Annotated in this window: 14 protein-coding genes; 12 read left to right on the forward strand and 2 right to left on the reverse strand. The window is 66.7% G+C overall.

From position 1 onward, the window contains the following. Nucleotides 1–109 precede the first annotated feature (109 nt). From EJV47_RS24275 to EJV47_RS24330, 12 genes are all read left to right on the forward strand, one after another. Nucleotides 110–892, forward strand: coding sequence for an energy transducer TonB (locus EJV47_RS24275; RefSeq protein WP_126695806.1), 783 nt, complete (start codon nt 110–112; stop codon nt 890–892). 57 nt (nt 893–949) lie between these two features. Next, the gene (locus EJV47_RS24280) at nt 950–1,711 is read left to right on the forward strand and encodes an energy transducer TonB (RefSeq protein WP_126695807.1); all 762 of its coding nucleotides are present in this window, start codon (nt 950–952) and stop codon (nt 1,709–1,711) included. Nucleotides 1,712–1,740: 29 nt separating this feature from the next. Next, nucleotides 1,741–2,706 carry an LIC11966 family surface protein gene (locus EJV47_RS24285; RefSeq protein ID WP_126695808.1) on the forward strand — a complete coding sequence of 322 codons (966 nt, stop codon included), beginning with the start codon at nt 1,741–1,743 and terminating at the stop codon, nt 2,704–2,706. A 387-nt stretch (nt 2,707–3,093) separates the two neighbouring features. After that, complete coding sequence (locus EJV47_RS24290) at nt 3,094–4,014, forward strand: SPFH domain-containing protein (RefSeq protein WP_126695809.1); 921 nt, start codon at nt 3,094–3,096, stop codon at nt 4,012–4,014. 133 nt (nt 4,015–4,147) lie between these two features. Then, nucleotides 4,148–4,972 (forward strand): toxin-antitoxin system YwqK family antitoxin, encoded by an 825-nt coding sequence (locus EJV47_RS24295; protein ID WP_126695810.1) that lies wholly within the window; start codon nt 4,148–4,150, stop codon nt 4,970–4,972. 247 nt (nt 4,973–5,219) lie between these two features. Then, complete coding sequence (locus EJV47_RS24300) at nt 5,220–6,053, forward strand: TonB family protein (protein WP_165903919.1); 834 nt, start codon at nt 5,220–5,222, stop codon at nt 6,051–6,053. A gap of 172 nt (nt 6,054–6,225) precedes the next feature. Continuing rightward, a complete protein-coding gene (gene gatB, locus EJV47_RS24305) occupies nt 6,226–7,686 on the forward strand; it encodes an Asp-tRNA(Asn)/Glu-tRNA(Gln) amidotransferase subunit GatB (RefSeq protein WP_126695812.1) in 1,461 nt (486 codons plus the stop codon). Nucleotides 7,687–7,770: 84 nt separating this feature from the next. After that, nucleotides 7,771–8,901, forward strand: a complete 1,131-nt coding sequence (locus tag EJV47_RS24310; RefSeq protein ID WP_126695813.1) for a TlpA disulfide reductase family protein — start codon at nt 7,771–7,773, stop codon at nt 8,899–8,901. A gap of 66 nt (nt 8,902–8,967) precedes the next feature. Then, nucleotides 8,968–10,101 (forward strand): TlpA disulfide reductase family protein, encoded by a 1,134-nt coding sequence (locus EJV47_RS24315; protein ID WP_126695814.1) that lies wholly within the window; start codon nt 8,968–8,970, stop codon nt 10,099–10,101. 134 nt (nt 10,102–10,235) lie between these two features. After that, nucleotides 10,236–11,261, forward strand: coding sequence for a TlpA disulfide reductase family protein (locus tag EJV47_RS24320; RefSeq protein WP_126695815.1), 1,026 nt, complete (start codon nt 10,236–10,238; stop codon nt 11,259–11,261). A 98-nt stretch (nt 11,262–11,359) separates the two neighbouring features. Next, the gene (locus tag EJV47_RS24325) at nt 11,360–12,439 is read left to right on the forward strand and encodes a TlpA family protein disulfide reductase (protein ID WP_126695816.1); all 1,080 of its coding nucleotides are present in this window, start codon (nt 11,360–11,362) and stop codon (nt 12,437–12,439) included. A gap of 91 nt (nt 12,440–12,530) precedes the next feature. Then, nucleotides 12,531–13,691 carry a TlpA disulfide reductase family protein gene (locus EJV47_RS24330; RefSeq protein ID WP_126695817.1) on the forward strand — a complete coding sequence of 387 codons (1,161 nt, stop codon included), beginning with the start codon at nt 12,531–12,533 and terminating at the stop codon, nt 13,689–13,691. A 241-nt stretch (nt 13,692–13,932) separates the two neighbouring features. Here EJV47_RS24330 and EJV47_RS28265 read toward each other — a convergent pair whose 3' ends face one another. Continuing rightward, on the reverse strand, nt 13,933–14,778 hold the full coding sequence (locus tag EJV47_RS28265; protein WP_165903920.1) for a hypothetical protein: 846 nt from the start codon (nt 14,776–14,778) through the stop codon (nt 13,933–13,935). A gap of 162 nt (nt 14,779–14,940) precedes the next feature. Then, entirely contained in the window at nt 14,941–15,459 is a 519-nt protein-coding gene (locus EJV47_RS24345; RefSeq protein ID WP_126695820.1) for an acyl-CoA thioesterase, read from the reverse strand. Nucleotides 15,460–15,507 lie beyond the last annotated feature (48 nt).

Below are 15,507 nucleotides of genomic sequence, written 5' to 3' on the forward strand. Positions count from 1 at the left end.
CCTGCACTACCGCCCGAGCCGGCGACGGGCGGTGCCCCGGTGCCGTACCCGCAAACCTGGCCACGGCGCCCGGATTCCTTGGCCGCTGCCCAGTAGCTAAAGTAGCCTTATGATTCATCGTCTTGCCCAGTGGTGGCGGCAGTTGCGCGCCTCACCCGCTGCCCCGGCCGCCGCTTCGCCTGCCACGCCCGCCGCCGCCGACTACGCCCGGGTGCGCTACGAAGCCGCCGACGGCCGCCCGCTGCCCACGGCCGAGGGCGCAGCCCGGCGCATCGGCTACCGGCCGCTGCCCGACGGCGGCCTGGAAACCGAAACCTGGGAGCTGGCGCCGCCGGAGTGGCTCAGCACCCGCACCCGCGAGCAACCCGACGCGCAGGGCCTGCTCAGCTACCGCCGAACCCAATACTATCCCTGGGGGCAGGAGCGGCGGCGCGTGGCCCTGCAGCACCCGCCGGCCGGGCCGCCCATTGTCGACTACCACGAGTATTTTCCCACCGGCGAGCTGCAGCGCCACCGCCGGCTGGCCGAGGGGGCGCTTGGCACCGTGTTCGGGCTGGAGCCCTGGGTTCCCAGCGACCCGTATACCGAGGAAATGCCGCAGTTTCCGGGCGGCATGGAGCAGCTGATGCAGGATTTGACCCGCTACCTGAAGTACCCGCGGCAGGCGCTGATCAGCGGGCAGGAGGGACGCATTCTGGTGTCCTTCACCCTAGGCCCCGACGGGGTCATGCGCGACTTTACCGCCCCGCCGGAGGCCCCGCCCGTGCTGGCCCGGGCGGCCATCGAGGTGCTGGAGCAGGTGGCCCAGCGGCGGCGCTGGCGGCCGGGCTTCCAAAAGCGCCGGGCGGTGTCGGTTTCTTACTCGGTTCCCGTTACATTTACCATCCGATAACGCCCCGGGCGTGGTCGAAAGCATTATTACAGGCCGCTTTACGTGGTTATTGCCCGCATGAAATGGTTACTCGGAGCCGCCTTGGGGCTGCTCAGCGCCGCTGCGCCGGCCGCCTTGCTGCCCGGCCCCGCGCCGGAGCGTACTTTTTACCTCGACTACGGCTACCACGAGGCCGCCGAAGGCACGGCCGAACTGGGCTTCGTGGCCCGGCGCTACCGCCCCGCACCCGAGGTGACGGTCGACAGCATCTTCAGCCTCGATGCCCGCACGCTGCGGCGCGTGCTGACCCGCACCCGCCGGCCCGGCGGGGATACGCTGGTAGCCGCGGTGCACTGGCTGGCCGGCGGCACCCGCGCCCGGGAGGAAGAGCGCCTGGCCGGCAAGCTGCACGGCACCCAGCGCCTCTACGACGCCCAGGGCCGGCTGCAGCGCCAGGCCCGCTACGAGCGCGGCCAGCGCCGCGACAGCACCTGCTTTGACGCGCAGGGCGCCGCCGGGGCCTGCACCGGCCGCTTCTACACCGAGCAACTGCCCGAGTACCCCGGCGGCATGGCCGGGCTGATGCGCTACCTGGCCCAGAGCATCCGCTACCCGGCCGAGGCCCTGCGCCGCCGCGCCCAGGGCAAGGTGGAAATTACCTTTCTCGTCGACGAAACCGGCCAGCCCCGCGACGTGCACGTGAGCCAGGGCGTGCTGCCCGCCCTCGACGCCGAAGCCCTACGCGTGATGCGCCTGATGGGCCGCTGGGCGCCCGGCCGGCAGCAGGGCGAGCCGGTGCCGGTGTACTACACCGTGCCCGTCACCTTTGCCATTCGCTAATCCGCTTTTCTCACCCCAACCTTACTCTTATGCGCTTTTCTACCCTCAGCCTGGCGGCCACCCTGCTATTTACCGGTCTGACGGCCTCGGCCCAGACGTTCAATTCGCCCGGCGAGTACAACAACTTCATCGTGGCCGAGCAGCGGGCCATGCTCAAGAAAAACCTGCGCTACATCAGCAAATCGGCCCACTCCGACAACGAGAAGAAAATCGACTCGAAGCGCATGGAGCTGGTGAAGCAGACCGAGCAGAGCCTCAACAAGCTGGCCAAGATGCCCGCCTTCAAGGACGACAAGGGCTTCAAGGAGCAGACCACCGAGGCCTTCTACCAGCTACTGAAGGTGTACTCGGAAGACTACAAGGCCGTGGACATGCTGGCCGGTACTCGCACGGCCACCGTGGAGAACATGGAGCAGTACTTCCGGCTGCAGGAAGTGGCCGAGCACAAGCTGCAGGTTATCAACGACTCGGTGGACGCGGCCCAGCAGCGCTTCGCCAAGCGCCACGGCATGACCATCGGCGAGGACCCCGAGGGCAAGCGGCTGGCCAAGTACATGCAGCAGGTATCGGAGGTGAATGCCTACCAGCACAAGGTGTACCTGGCCCAGTTCCGCACCGAAAAAGCCAACGCCAAGCTCCACGACGCCCTGCAGGCCCAGGACGCGGCCGGCTTCGAGGCGGCCCGGCAGCAGCTGCTCACCGACGCCAAAACCGCCCTGGCCGAGCTGGCCGCCGTGCCCGCTTTCCGCGGCAAGGACGGGCAGTACCGCGACGCGGCCAAGGCCCTGGTGACGTTCTACGCCGGCATGTGCGAAAAGCAGTTTGTGCAGATGCAGGAGCTGATGACGCGCAAGGACCAGCTCAGCAAGAGCGACGTGACGACCTACAACGCCTGCATCAACCAGCTGAACACCGGCGGCCAGAAGTTCGGCGAAGCCTACAACCGCGCCGGCAATGCCTTCATGGCCGCCTACGTGCCCGTGTTCAACGACTAAGAGAAAGGCTCGGGCTGGCAAGGCAAAGAACGTCATCCTGAGCCCAAGCGAAGGACCTTCCTCGTACCCGGCACCGCCGCTGATGCCAACGTGAAGGCGCTAATCGACGGGAACGACAAAGCGCAGCTACTACCAAAACTTAGTGGCTGCGCTTGTTTTGTTGCTCGCGTAACAGGCGTCTGCACTTTGTCTGCCACGGCAGTGCAGGGCCCGAGGAAGGTCCTTCGCTTGGGCTCAGAATGACGGGCTGGGTTGGCCGCCTATCTGCTCACACCAGCCAGCTCATCGAAACCACGCGGTTGTAGGAGCCAAAAGCCCCGGCGCATGGTGCGGAGTCGGGGCAAACCGCGTACTTTCCGGCTGCTGAACCTCAACCTTTCCCGCGGCATGTTTTACCTGATTCCGCTGCTCCTGCTGGCGCTGCTCCTGTTTCTCTCCTTTGTCGTGGTGCAGCAGGGCACCGTGGCCGTCATTACCATTTTCGGCAAGTACCAGCGCATCATGCGGCCGGGCCTGAACCTGAAGATTCCCTTCATCGAGTTCGTCTACAAGCGCATCAGCATCCAGAACCGCTCCCTCGAACTCTCCTTCCAGGCCATTACCAGCGACCAGGCCAACGTAAACTTCAAGGCCATGCTGGTGTACGCGGTGCTGAACCAGGAGGAAGAGTCCATCAAGAACGTAGCCTTCAAGTTTGTGGACGAGGTGAGCCTGATGCAGGCCCTGGTGCGCACCGTGGAGGGCAGCATCCGCACCTTCGTGGCCACGCAGCGGCAGGCGGCCGTGCTCAGCCTGCGCGGCGAAATCGTGGCCCACGTGAAGGAGCAGCTGGATTCGACCCTGGAAACCTGGGGCTACCACCTTATCGACTTGCAGCTCAACGACATTGCCTTCGACGAGGAAATCATGCGCTCCATGGCCAAGGTGGTGGCCTCCAACAACCTGCGCGCCGCCGCCGAAAACGAGGGCCAGGCCCTGCTCATTACCAAAACCAAGGCCGCCGAAGCCGAGGGCAACGCCATCAAGATTGCGGCCGAGGCCGAGAAGATTGCTGCCCAGCTGCGCGGGCAGGGCGTGGCCCTGTTCCGGGAGGAAGTCACCAAGGGCATGGCCCACGCCGTGCAGGAGCTGACCGACAACAACCTCGACCCCTCGCTGGTGTACTTCTCCATGTGGACCGAGGCCATCAAGCACTTCGCCGAGCAGGGAAAGGGCAACGTCATCTTCCTCGACGGCTCGAACGAGGGCATGCAGAAAAGCATGCAGCAGCTGATGGCCATGCAGCAGCTGCCCCGTAACCCGCGCTAGGCGGCCGGCTGCGCCCCGCCGCTGGCTGCTTTAAGGGGCAAAATTCATCTTTCAGTAACCCGCGCCCGCGTTTCCGGCCCAACGGAAGCGCGGGCGCTGCGTTTAACAGGCTTCCACTGCTTCCTCCGTGCCCATGCGCCTACCGTTTACCCTCTGCCTGCTGGGCGGCCTCGTGGCCGGACCGCTGGCCGCCCAGCAAGTACCCAACCTGCCCGTGGTGGCCGTGCTCGACGAGCTGCGCGACAAACCCACCGCCCTGCGCTACTACGACCAGTGGTGGGCCCCGCTGCCCTCGGCCGAGGGCGCCGCCTGCTACGACGTGCTGCAGCGCCAGGACAGCGCCGGCGTCAACTGGCACGTGCGCCGCTACGATATAGCCACGAAACGCCCGCTGCTGGACTTGGGCTTCAGCGGCCCGCTGCCCTGGGCCGTGCCCGAGGGCCGCAGCCGGCAGTGGTACCCCTCGGGGCAGCTGCGCGAGGAAGCCAGCTACCGCAAGGGCATGGCCGAGGGGCGGCTGCGCACCCTGTACCCCGACGGCAAGCCCCGCCGCATCGTGGACTACTACCGCCAGCGCGTAGCCAAGGCCGAGTGCTTCGACGCGGCCGGGGAAGCCGTGGAATGCCCCGCTTACCACACCTTCGCCCAGCTGCCCGCCGACGGGGCCAGCCCCGACGTGGTGGAGCGTATTGCCCAAACCTACCCGCAGCACCTGCCCGCCGGCTTCAGCCGCGCCGGCAAGGGGGCCGTGTACTTCGCCTTCTACGTCGATACCCTGGGCCGGGCCCAGGCCCCGCGCATCCTGCGCAGCGACGACGAGGGCCTGAGCGCGGCCGTGCTGGAAGCCATTCGCCGCCTGCCCACCTTTGAGCCCGCCCGCCAGGAAGGCCGGCTCACCCACGACGCCGTCGAGGGTTTTGTGCTCTACAGCCCCGCCGTGGCCAAGCGCCGCAAGTAGACCCCTGTGGCGGTCCGTCGTTTGTCATCCTGAGCGCAGCGAAGGACCTTCCTCCAACCCAGCACCAACTAATAAGCGCAGCCACCAACGTCCTATCGTTGGTGGCTGCGCTTCTTTTATGCCCTGACTTTATAATAGCGTTAGAAGAATGTATCAGCGGCGGTGCGGGGTAGGAGGAAGGTCCTTCGCTCTGCCTAGGATAACTAACAACGCCTGCCGAAGAAGGACACTTATGTATCTTGGCCGCATGGCTACTCTTTTACCCAAGCTCGTCGTTTCCGCCGCCCTCGGGCTGCTTGCCACCGCTGCGGCGGCCCAGGTGAAAACCATCACTGCCCCCGAGCAGCTGGACGGCCAGCGCGTGGCCGTGCGCTACCTCGACCGGCACCTGGTGCCGCTGCCCTCGGCCGAAGGCGCCTACGCCTACGACGTCATTCGCCGGGCCGACAGCCTGGGGGTACGCTGGCGGGTGCGGCGCTTCACCGTGCAGGGCCACCAGCAGCTGCTCGACGCGGGTTTCAGCAGCGAAATGCCCTGGGTGACGCCCCACGCCCGCAGCCGCGAGTGGTACCCCTCGGGGCAGCTGCGCGAGGACGTGAGCTACCGCCTCGGCAAGCCCGATGGGCCCATGAAAACCTACTACCCCTCGGGCAAGCTGCGCCGCGACCAGCAGAACAAGGCGGGCACGGTGGTCAAGAGCGAGTGTTTCGGGCCGGAAGGCCAGGCGCTGGACGAGTGCCCCGGCTACCGCACCGCCGCCAAGCTGCCCGGCAAGGGCGCGGGCCAGGCCATCCTGTTTCAGAGCGCGCAGAAGCAGTTTGCGCAGTTTGTGCCCAAAACCTTTACCCGCGCCACCGACGCCACCGTGCACCTGGCCTTTCGCGTCGACAGCCTGGGCTACGTGCACGACGCGCGCGTGCTGGCCTCCGACGACCCCCAGCTGAACGCGGCCGCCCTGGAAACCGTGCGCAAGCTCCCGCGCCTGACGCCCGCCACCGAGGAAGGCCAGCCGGTGAGCAGCGTGATGGAGGGCGACTTTTTCTATTACCCCTCGCGCCGCACGGCGGCCAAGGAAGAATAGGAGGGTAGCGCCGTCCGGCTGCGGGCCAAATGCCCGGGGGCAGCGTGGTCTGGCGCTTCGCGCTGCCCCCGGGCAGGCCCAAATCGGCCCGCCAGCGCGTAAAAAAGCGCCGGGGTTTCTAACTTGCAGCTTCGACGGCCGCGCCGCTGCGTTGCCCGTCGCTCATTCCCCTATGGACGAAAGCATCAAATCGAAATACCAGCCGGTTATCGGGCTGGAAGTGCACGCGCAGCTGCTCACCCGCAGCAAAATGTACTCGGCGGACGAAAACGAGTACGGCGCCCTGCCCAACTCCAACCTCTCCGTCATTACCCTGGGCCACCCCGGCACCTTGCCGCGCATCAACCGCACGGCCGTGGAGTACGCCATCAAGATGGGCCTGGCTACCAACTGCCAGATTACGCGCGACAACCTGTTTGCGCGCAAAAACTACTTCTACCCCGACCTGCCCAAGGGCTACCAGATTACCCAGGACAAAACCCCGCTCTGCACCAAGGGCCACGTGGATATCCGCCTGGCCGACGGGACGGTAAAGCCCGTCGGCATCACGCGCATTCACATGGAGGAAGACGCGGGCAAATCGATGCACCTGGCCGGGGAAGTGGAGACGCTGGTGGACCTCAACCGCGCCGGCGTGCCGCTCATCGAAATCGTGTCGGAGCCCGACATCCGGGATGCCGACGAGGCCTACGCCTACCTCTCCGAAATCAAGAAGCTGGTGCAGTACCTCGATATCTGCGACGGCAACATGGAGGAAGGCTCGTTGCGCTGCGACGCCAATATCTCGGTGATGCTCAAGGGCGCCACCAAGTTCGGCACCAAGGTGGAGGTGAAAAACATGAACTCCTTCCGCAACGTGCAGCGCGCCATCGAGCACGAAATCGAGCGGCAGATTGCCCTGCTCGAAGCCGGCGAAGAAGTGGTGAGCCAGACCCGCGGCTTCGACGCCACCACCGGCACCACCCAGGCCCAGCGCACCAAGGAGACGATGAACGACTACCGGTACTTCCCGGAGCCGGACCTGCCCCCGGTCATCGTCGACGACGAGTGGCTGCACCGCGTGCAGAGCGAGCTGCCGGCCCTGCCCCAGCAGCTCTACGCCCGCTTTACCGGCGAGCTGGGCCTCTCGGACTATGACGCCAACGTGCTCATCGCCGACAAGGAAGTGGCCCTGTACTTCGACGAGCTGACGCGCCTGACGCCCAACGCCAAGGCCGCCGCCAACTGGATTTCGGGCCCGGTAAAGTCGTTCCTGAACGAGCGCGCCCTCACCATCACGGAATTCCCGCTGACGCCCCAGCACCTGGCCGACATCATCGCGCTGCTCGACGAGAACAAAATTAACTCCTCGGTGGCCCGCCAGCAGCTCTTCCCGCACCTGCTGGAAAACTCCTCGCTCTCGGCTGCCGAAGCCGCCGACAAGCTCGGGCTGCTGCAGCAAGCCGACTCGGGCGAGCTGGCGGCCCTGGTGCAGCAGGTTATCGACGCCAACCCGGCCAAGGTGGCCGAGTACCGCGCCGGCAAGAAAAACCTGCTGGGCATGTTCATGGGCGACCTGATGAAGCTCACCAAAGGCAAGGCCGACCCCAAACTCTCCAACCAGCTGCTGCGCGACAAGCTGGAACAGGCTTAAGCCGGCTTGCCCACTTGCAACCTCGAACCCACCGATTGGCCTCCATCGGTGGGTTTCTTGTTTCATTTCGCTTGCTAGTATTCGATGTCCACAATTCGTATGGCCGCCCTGGCTCTGCTGGGTACGACTGCCCTGCCGACCTTCGCGCAGCAGAAAATGCCCGCCACCCGCCGCGCCCCGGCGCCCAACTTTGCAGTCAGCGGGCAGCTCAGCCACGCGCCGGCCGGTACGCGGGTGCTCCTTGCCACCGCCGGCCGCCAGCCAGTAGTCCTCGACTCCGCCGCCACCGATGCCGCCGGCCGCTTCCGGCTGCGCGGCGCGGTGCCCGGGCCCGACGTGTACGTGCTGCAGGTGCGGGGGCAGCGGCCCACCACCGGCCTGGCCCTGGCTCCCGGCAGCCGCCTGCAGGTGCGCGCCGACGCCGCCCAGCTCTGGCGCACGGGCGAAGTCACGGGCTCGGCCGAAGCCGCGGCGCTGTCGGCCCTGAACCGGGAACACGCCCGGCTGATGGCCCACATCGAGGAGCTGGCCCAGCAGCGCGGGCAAACCGCCGATACGGCCGTCCAGCGCCGTATTCAGCGCGACTGGGACGCCACCATGGCCGCCTTCGGGGCGGCGAACCTGCGGCTGGCCCGCGGCTCGTCGTACCTGGCGCCGTACGCCGTGTACACCTACCTGAGCGGCGTCGGCTCCGACGTGGCTTTTGTCGATTCGGCCACCGCGCGCTACGCCCGGCAGTGGCCCGCCTCGCCCTACACCAAGAAGCTTCTGCAACTGCAAGACAGGCGCCGCGCCACGGCCATCGGGCAGCCGGCCCCGCCGGTAGTGCTGGCCGACCCGCAGGGGCAGCGCATGGCCCTGAGCAGCCTGCGCGGCCAGTATGTGTTGCTGGATTTCTGGGCCTCGTGGTGCGGCCCCTGCCGCCAGGAAAACGCCCACCTCGTGCAGCTGTACCGGCAGTACCGGGCCAAGGGCTTCGCGGTGTACAGCGTGTCGGTCGACAGCAAGAAGGCCGACTGGCTCAAGGCCATCGAGCAAGACGGGCTAACCTGGCCGCAGGTGCTCGACGAGCCGGGGGAGCGGAGCGTGGCCGCCAACAGCTACGACGTGATGGAGTACCCCACCACGTTTCTGCTGGACCGGGAAGGGCGCATCCTCGCGAAAAACCTGAGCGGCGCGGCCCTGGATAAGAAGCTGGCCGAGCTGCTGCCCTAGGCCAAAGCGCCCCGGTTGCGCGCCGGCGCGTATCTTGCCGGTCTTCCATTTTCCGTGCCCCGATTTATGCCGCTCAAACCGTATTCTGCCCTGGCGCTGGCCGCGCTGCTGGCCACGCCGGCCCTGGCCCAACAGCCCCGCAAAGCCGCCAAAACCACCAAGCCCGCCCCCAACTACGAGCTGCGCGGGACCCTGCAGAGCGCCCCAACGGGCAGCAAGGTGTACGTGGTCGACTACAACGACGGCCGCGCCACCCGGCTCGATTCGGCCACGGTGGACGCCAAGGGACAATTCAGCCTGCGCGGCACGGTGGCTGAGCCCGCCGTGTATTACCTGGGCGCGGAGCAGAAGCAGGAGCTGCTGGCCGTGCCGCTGGCCGCCGGCACCAAGCTCGACGTCAGGGGTAATGCCGAGAAGCTGGCCGCCTCGGGCGCGGCTACGGGCAGCCCCGAAGCCGAAGCCCTGGCCACCCTGCAGCGGGCCCGCATGGAAAACGCCAGGAAAAGCATGGAGCTGCGCCAGCGCTACCGCGGCACCGCCGACGACGCGGCCCGCGCCGCCATCGAGCGGGAAGCCGAGGCGCTGGACGCCCAGCTGACGGCCCTGACCAAGCAAATGGCCCGCCGCCCTACTTACTTGGCCCCGTTTGCTGCCCTCAGCCTGCTCGGCGACGACGCCCAGACCGCCTTTCTCGACTCGGTGACGGCCGTGTACCAGAAAATCCAGCCCGTGTCGCGCTACACCAAGGCCCTGCTGGCCCACCAGGCCCGGCAGCGGGCCACCGCCGTGGGCGCCACCGCCCCCGATATCCGGCTCACCGGCGTCGACGGCAAGATTATTCCGCTCAGCTCCCTGCGCGGCAAGTACGTGATGATTGACTTCTGGGCCTCCTGGTGCGGGCCCTGCCGCCAGGAAAACCCCAACGTGGTGAAGCTCTACAACGCCTACAAAAGCAAGGGCTTTGAAATCTACGGCGTGTCGCTGGACCAGGACAAGGCCAAGTGGCAGAAAGCCATTGAGACGGACGGCCTGGCCTGGACGCAGGTGTCGGATTTGAAGGGCTGGCAGTCGGCCGCCGGGCAGGCCTACGGCGTGCAGTCCATCCCGGCCACCGTGCTCATCGACCCGCAGGGCCGCATCGTGGCCAAAAACCTGCGCGGCGAGGCCCTGGAAAAGAAGGTAGCCGAGCTGCTGCACTAGCGCCAGCAGCCCCGCACCGTGCACAAAACCCACCGCTGGCTTGGCCGGCGGTGGGTTTTGTGCTTTATTCGCCGACCCGAATATTGTCCGCCCGGCTTTGCTCGGATTATTCTTCTCCTATCACTTCTTTCCGCATGCGTATCCTGTTGCTGCTGGCCGGGCTGAGCGCCCTGTCAGTCTCCGCCACCGACCCTTACGAGCTGCGCGGCCAGGTGCGTGGCCTGGCGGCCGGCACCAAAGTCTACCTCACCCAGTACCGCAACCAGCGCCACGAGCGGCTGGATTCAACCCAGGTGACAGCCGACGGGCAGTTTGTGCTGCGGGGGCAGGTAGCCGGGCCGGACATGTATTCCCTGGCCTTTTCCTCCCTGAAAGCCATTGTGCGGGTGCCGCTGGCGCCCGGAGCCCACGTCCGCTTCGAGGCCGCCCTTAGCAAGGACCGCATGAGCGGCCGGCTCAGCGGCACGCCCGACGCGGACCTGTGGCAAGCCTGCAGCAGCCTGATTCCCTACGTGTTGGTCGAGCAGCACAAAGCCAGTGACAAGAAGCTGCGGCAGTTGCAGGCCCTGCTGCGCCGGCACCCCGACTCGCACGCGGGGGCCTACTTCGTGCGCCACTACCTGGTCGGGCAGGAAAGCCAGCAGCTATTCATCGACTCGATGGCCGCGGTGTACCGGCAGCACCTGCCCGCGCTGCCGCTGGTGCAGGAGCTGACCGAGCGCCGCGGGCTGCGCCAGGCCACCAACGTGCAGGATATGGCTCCCGACATAAGTTTGCCCGATGCCAGCGGCAACACTGTGACGCTGAGCAGCCTGCGCGGCAAGTACGTGCTGGTGGATTTCTGGGCCTCCTGGTGCAGGCCCTGCCGGGAGGAGAATCCGGCCCTGGTGAAGCTCTACCAGCAGTACCACCCCAAAGGCCTGGAAATCTTCAGCGTCTCGCTCGACAACTCGAAGGAGAAGTGGCAGAAAGCCGTGCAGACCGACGGGCTGCCCTGGATTCACGTGTCGGATCTGAAAGGCGGACAGGGCCCGGCCGAGGGCGCCTACAACGTGACGGCCGTGCCCTACACGGTGCTGGTGGACCCACAGGGTCGTATCGTAGCCAAAAATCTGCGTGGGACGGCCCTGGAAAGAAAGGTGGCTGCGCTGCTGAAGTAGGGGCGGAGCCGCGGCCAGCTTCGGCGGCCGTCTGCCCCAGTTGCCCGGCTGGCGTTGGATGAGGTCTACATTGATTTGCCTGACTATTCAAGAGGAACATGTTGCTGTTTGCCCTAAGCGGATTGCTGGCGGCCGCACCGGCCCCGCCCGATTCGGCCCGCCTCAGTGGCCGCGTGGCCCATGCACCCGCCACTACCTGGGCCTACGTGTACCCGCCCGGCGGCGACACCCGCCGCCGCGTCTGCCTCGATTCGGCCCGCCTGGATGCCAAGGGGCGCTTTGCGCTGCGCGTGCCGCTCACGCAGGGGCCGGAACGGTACAACCTGCAGTTTTCGGGCGAGGCGGGCTACTGGCCGGTGCCGCTGGCGCCCGGCCGGCTGGTGCAGTTCGAGGGGGATTTGCGGCCCAGTGGCCCGGTGAAGGTCAGTACCGGTCACTTCCGCGGCTCCCCCGAAACCGAGCTGGACGACGCCTTTATGGCCGCCTACCGCACCGCGCTGAGCAGCAAGCGGGCCGGCAAGCACGACAAGGCGCTGGCCGCCCAGGCCCGGGCCCGCCAGCTCGTGCGCCGGCACCCCGATTCGTTTCTGGCCGCCTGGTGGACCAGCGCCTTTCTCACCCAGGATACCGACCAGCGCGTGTTCGTCGACTCGATGACTACGGTGCTGCGCCAGCGCCTGCCCGACTCGCGCTACACCCGCGCCCTGCTGCGGCGCCAGCAGCAGCAGGTGGCGCTGCAGCCCGGGCAGCCCGCGCCGGCCTTTGCCCTGGCCACCGCCCTCGGCGGCGACTCGCTGCGCCTGGCCAGCCTGCGCGGGCGCTACGTGGTGCTGCACTTCTGGTACCTGTACCAGGCTTCGGCTTCGGTGCGCCTGGCCCCCGGCAGCCGCCCGGCCGATCTGCTGCCGCTCTACCACTGGGCGCAGGGCCGGCCGGTGGAGCTGGTGAGTGTGGCCTTCACGCCCGACCAGCTGCGCTGGCTGGCTGAGGTGCAGCGCGAGCCGGGCGTGAGCTGGCCCCAGGCCGCCGATGCCCGGGGCTACCGCGGCCCGCTGGCCGAAAGCTACGGCGTGAACAAGGCGCCGGGCTTCGTGCTCATCGGTCCCGATGCGCAGCTGCTGGGCCTGGGGCTGGATTTGGACGAGGTGGAAAAGCAACTGCGCCAGCTGCTGCCGTGACCTTAGCGCGGCGGGTTCGGGACAAATCACCAACTTGCGGTGTTGCTAAGTCCGGCGCGGGCAAGTCCGCGCCGTCCCGCCTTCTGATTTCATGAAATACCCTATGACAAGCCTGTTTCTGGTCGCCTCGCTGCTGGGCGTATCCTCCGCCTGCTCCGACGCCGCTTCGTCCACTTCGTCGGCCGCTGAAACGGCGGCGGGCCCCGGCTACGAAATCAGCGGGCAGCTGCGCAACGCCGCCGCCGGCACCAAGGTGTACCTGGCCGAGCTGAACGGCAACCAGTTCGTCTCGCGCGATACGGCCACCACCGACGCGCAGGGCCGCTTTACCCTCAAGGGCTCGACCCCGGAAGCCGCCCTCTACCAGCTCAAGCTCGACGAGCAGAACCAGGTGCTGGTCAGCCTCGACAACAAAACCAAGCTGCAGCTGACCGGCGACGCCAAGCGCCTGAACGAGGACTACACCGTGAAGGGCTCCAAGGACTCGGAGATGCTGCAGCAGCTGGTGCGCCAGCTCAACACCAGCGGCCGGCAGGCCCAGGGCGTGATGCAGCGCTACCAGAACAATGCCCAGGCCGGCCGCCAGGACTCGATGCAGGCGCTGGAAGCCAAGTTCTACGCCGTGCAGGGCCAGAAAACGGCCGCGCTGAAGCGCCTCATCAAGGCCAACCCGACCTCGGTGGTATCGGCCTTTGCCCTGAGCGACCCGCAGATTGTCAATCCCGACGAGAACTTCGGCTTTGCCGATTCGGTGGCTACCCAGCTGAAGAAAGCCCAGCCCAACTCGCGTTACACCAAGGCCCTGGTGCAGGCGCTGGAGCCGCTGCGCAAAACCGCCGTGGGCACTATCGCGCCGGACATCAACCTAACCGACCCCAGCGGCAAGACCGTGGCCCTGAGCAGCCTGCGCGGCCAGTACGTACTGTTGGACTTCTGGGCCTCGTGGTGCGGCCCCTGCCGCCAGGAAAACCCCAACGTGGTCAAAACCTATCAGCAGTACAAGAACAAGAAGTTCACCATCTACGGCGTCTCGCTGGACCAGGACAAGGGCAAGTGGGAAAAAGCCATTCAGGCCGACGGCCTGACCTGGACGCACGTATCGGACCTGAAAGGCTGGCAGTCGGCCGCCGGGCAGGCCTACGGCATTCAGTCCATCCCGATGAACTTCCTGCTCGACCCGCAGGGCCGCATCATTGCCAAAAACCTGCGCGGTGCCACCCTGGCCGCCGAGCTGGCGAAGCGGATCAAGTAAATGGCCAAATGGCTGGATGGTTAAATGGCTGGTCGTTCTTGCGGCCCCGACTCATCAGCACAAAAACGGCCCTTTCCGAGCGGGAAGGGCCGTTTTTGTGTAACCCTAAACAGGGCAGGCAGTACCACTTTAGCCATTTAGCCATTTAGCCATTTAGCCATTTAGCCATTTAGCCATTTAGCCATTTAGCCATTTAGCCATTTAGCCATTTAGCCATTTAGCCATTTAGCCATTTAGCCATTTAGCCCAGAAACATCCGCTGCAGGGCCTGCCAGAGTTGTTTCTTGCGGCCGTTGTCGTACTCGATGATTTCCACTTCGGCGGCCGGCAGGTAGGCCACGTCGCCGATGCGCACGGGCTCGTAGGGCTGGGTGCGCTTGGTAGCCACGTCCAGCAGGTTCTTGCCGAAGCCGATGACCTCACGCACGGCCAGGCCGCGGGCGCGCAGCTCCTCCAGGCTGACGGGGTAGGGCGAGCGGACGTTTACGATAACGCACTCCTCCATCACCCGCTGAATGGCCTTGAGCATGTTGTTCAGGAACACGTTGCGCTGCAGGCGCGGCAGCAAGGCGGCGTCCTCCAGGCGCACCAGCAGTACCAGCCCGTTGGCATTGCTGCCGAGCGTGTCGAACTGCACCGGGGGGCGCGAGGCGGGGGCGGCGGGGGCTGGCGGGGGAGTAGGAGCCGCTGCGGGCGGGGCAGGCGCTGCAGCCGCGGGCGTCGGGGCCGGACTGGGCGCGGCTGCGGCCGTACGAGCGGCTTTCAAATCGGCCAAAGAGGGCAGGCGGCCAGGCGCCGCGGCGGGCTGAGCAGCGGCAGCCTCAGCAGCCACCGGGACGGTGGCAACTGGCGGCGCTACTGGCGGCGGGGCAACCGGGGGCGCGGGAGCTGGGGCGGGCTGGGGCGGGGCGGCCACCGGCGCGGGCGGCGTCACGGCTGCGGTTGGTGCTGCCACCGCCGGGGCCACTGCTGGCGGCGCTACCGCTGCTGGTGCTGCGGCCGGAGCGGCAAAACCGGGCTCGGGCACCACGTAGAGCGGGGTGCCGGCGTAGAGCTGCTGGTAAAAGGCGAGGGTGGCGTCGTCCACGGGCGGGCGCGGGTAAATGAGAAGAGCTGACTGGAAGATGCAAAAACCGCCGGATTTTTCCGCTGGTTCCGGGGGCGGCAGGCACGTACCGCTGCTGACTTGGGCCGGTTCGGCGTACGGGTGGTGGCCGCGCAGCGGACTGTACGGCTCAGCCTGCAGCTGCTATTCCAGCGCCAGGAAGGCTTTCAGCTCGGTGGCTTCCTGAGGCTTCATGCGGCCGGCCAGCACCAGGCGCAGCTGCCGGCGGCGCAGGGCCCCTTCGTAGAGGCTGATTTCCTCGGGCGTTTCGGCCACAGCCTCGGGCACGTCGATGGGGCGGCCGCTCTGGTCGACGGCCACGAAGGTGAAGAAGGCCTCGTTGGATTTCACTTTGGTGCCCGAGGGAATGTCCTCGGCCCACACGTCGATGTGCACTTCCATGGAGGAGCTGAAGGAGCGCGTGACCTTGGCTTCCAGCGTTACCACGTTGCCCAGCCGGATGCCCTCCCGGAACGAGACGTTGTCGACGGAGGCCGTGACGACGATGCGGTTGGAGTGGCGCTGGGCCGAAATGGCGGCGGCCACGTCCATCAGGTGCATCATGCGGCCGCCCATCAGGTTGTTGAGCGTGTTGGTATCGTTGGGCAGCACCAGCTCGGTCATCCGGACGAACGACTCGCCGACGGGCTTCTGTTTGCGCATGGCAGAAAAACTAGAAAGGGAAAATCGGCCGCAAAGATAGCGCCGGGG

The sequence above is a fragment of the Hymenobacter gummosus genome (assembly GCF_003970915.1).
Classification (GTDB): Bacteria; Bacteroidota; Bacteroidia; order Cytophagales; family Hymenobacteraceae; genus Solirubrum; species Solirubrum gummosum.

Coding starts and splice junctions, on each gene's coding strand:
- EJV47_RS24275 (WP_126695806.1), top strand. CDS start 110: ATGATTCATCGTCTTGCCCAGTGGTGGCGGCAGTTGCGCGCCTCACCC.
- EJV47_RS24280 (WP_126695807.1), top strand. CDS start 950: ATGAAATGGTTACTCGGAGCCGCCTTGGGGCTGCTCAGCGCCGCTGCG.
- EJV47_RS24285 (WP_126695808.1), top strand. CDS start 1,741: ATGCGCTTTTCTACCCTCAGCCTGGCGGCCACCCTGCTATTTACCGGT.
- EJV47_RS24290 (WP_126695809.1), top strand. CDS start 3,094: ATGTTTTACCTGATTCCGCTGCTCCTGCTGGCGCTGCTCCTGTTTCTC.
- EJV47_RS24295 (WP_126695810.1), top strand. CDS start 4,148: ATGCGCCTACCGTTTACCCTCTGCCTGCTGGGCGGCCTCGTGGCCGGA.
- EJV47_RS24300 (WP_165903919.1), top strand. CDS start 5,220: ATGGCTACTCTTTTACCCAAGCTCGTCGTTTCCGCCGCCCTCGGGCTG.
- gatB (WP_126695812.1), top strand. CDS start 6,226: ATGGACGAAAGCATCAAATCGAAATACCAGCCGGTTATCGGGCTGGAA.
- EJV47_RS24310 (WP_126695813.1), top strand. CDS start 7,771: ATGTCCACAATTCGTATGGCCGCCCTGGCTCTGCTGGGTACGACTGCC.
- EJV47_RS24315 (WP_126695814.1), top strand. CDS start 8,968: ATGCCGCTCAAACCGTATTCTGCCCTGGCGCTGGCCGCGCTGCTGGCC.
- EJV47_RS24320 (WP_126695815.1), top strand. CDS start 10,236: ATGCGTATCCTGTTGCTGCTGGCCGGGCTGAGCGCCCTGTCAGTCTCC.
- EJV47_RS24325 (WP_126695816.1), top strand. CDS start 11,360: ATGTTGCTGTTTGCCCTAAGCGGATTGCTGGCGGCCGCACCGGCCCCG.
- EJV47_RS24330 (WP_126695817.1), top strand. CDS start 12,531: ATGAAATACCCTATGACAAGCCTGTTTCTGGTCGCCTCGCTGCTGGGC.
- EJV47_RS24345 (WP_126695820.1), bottom strand. CDS start 15,459: ATGCGCAAACAGAAGCCCGTCGGCGAGTCGTTCGTCCGGATGACCGAG.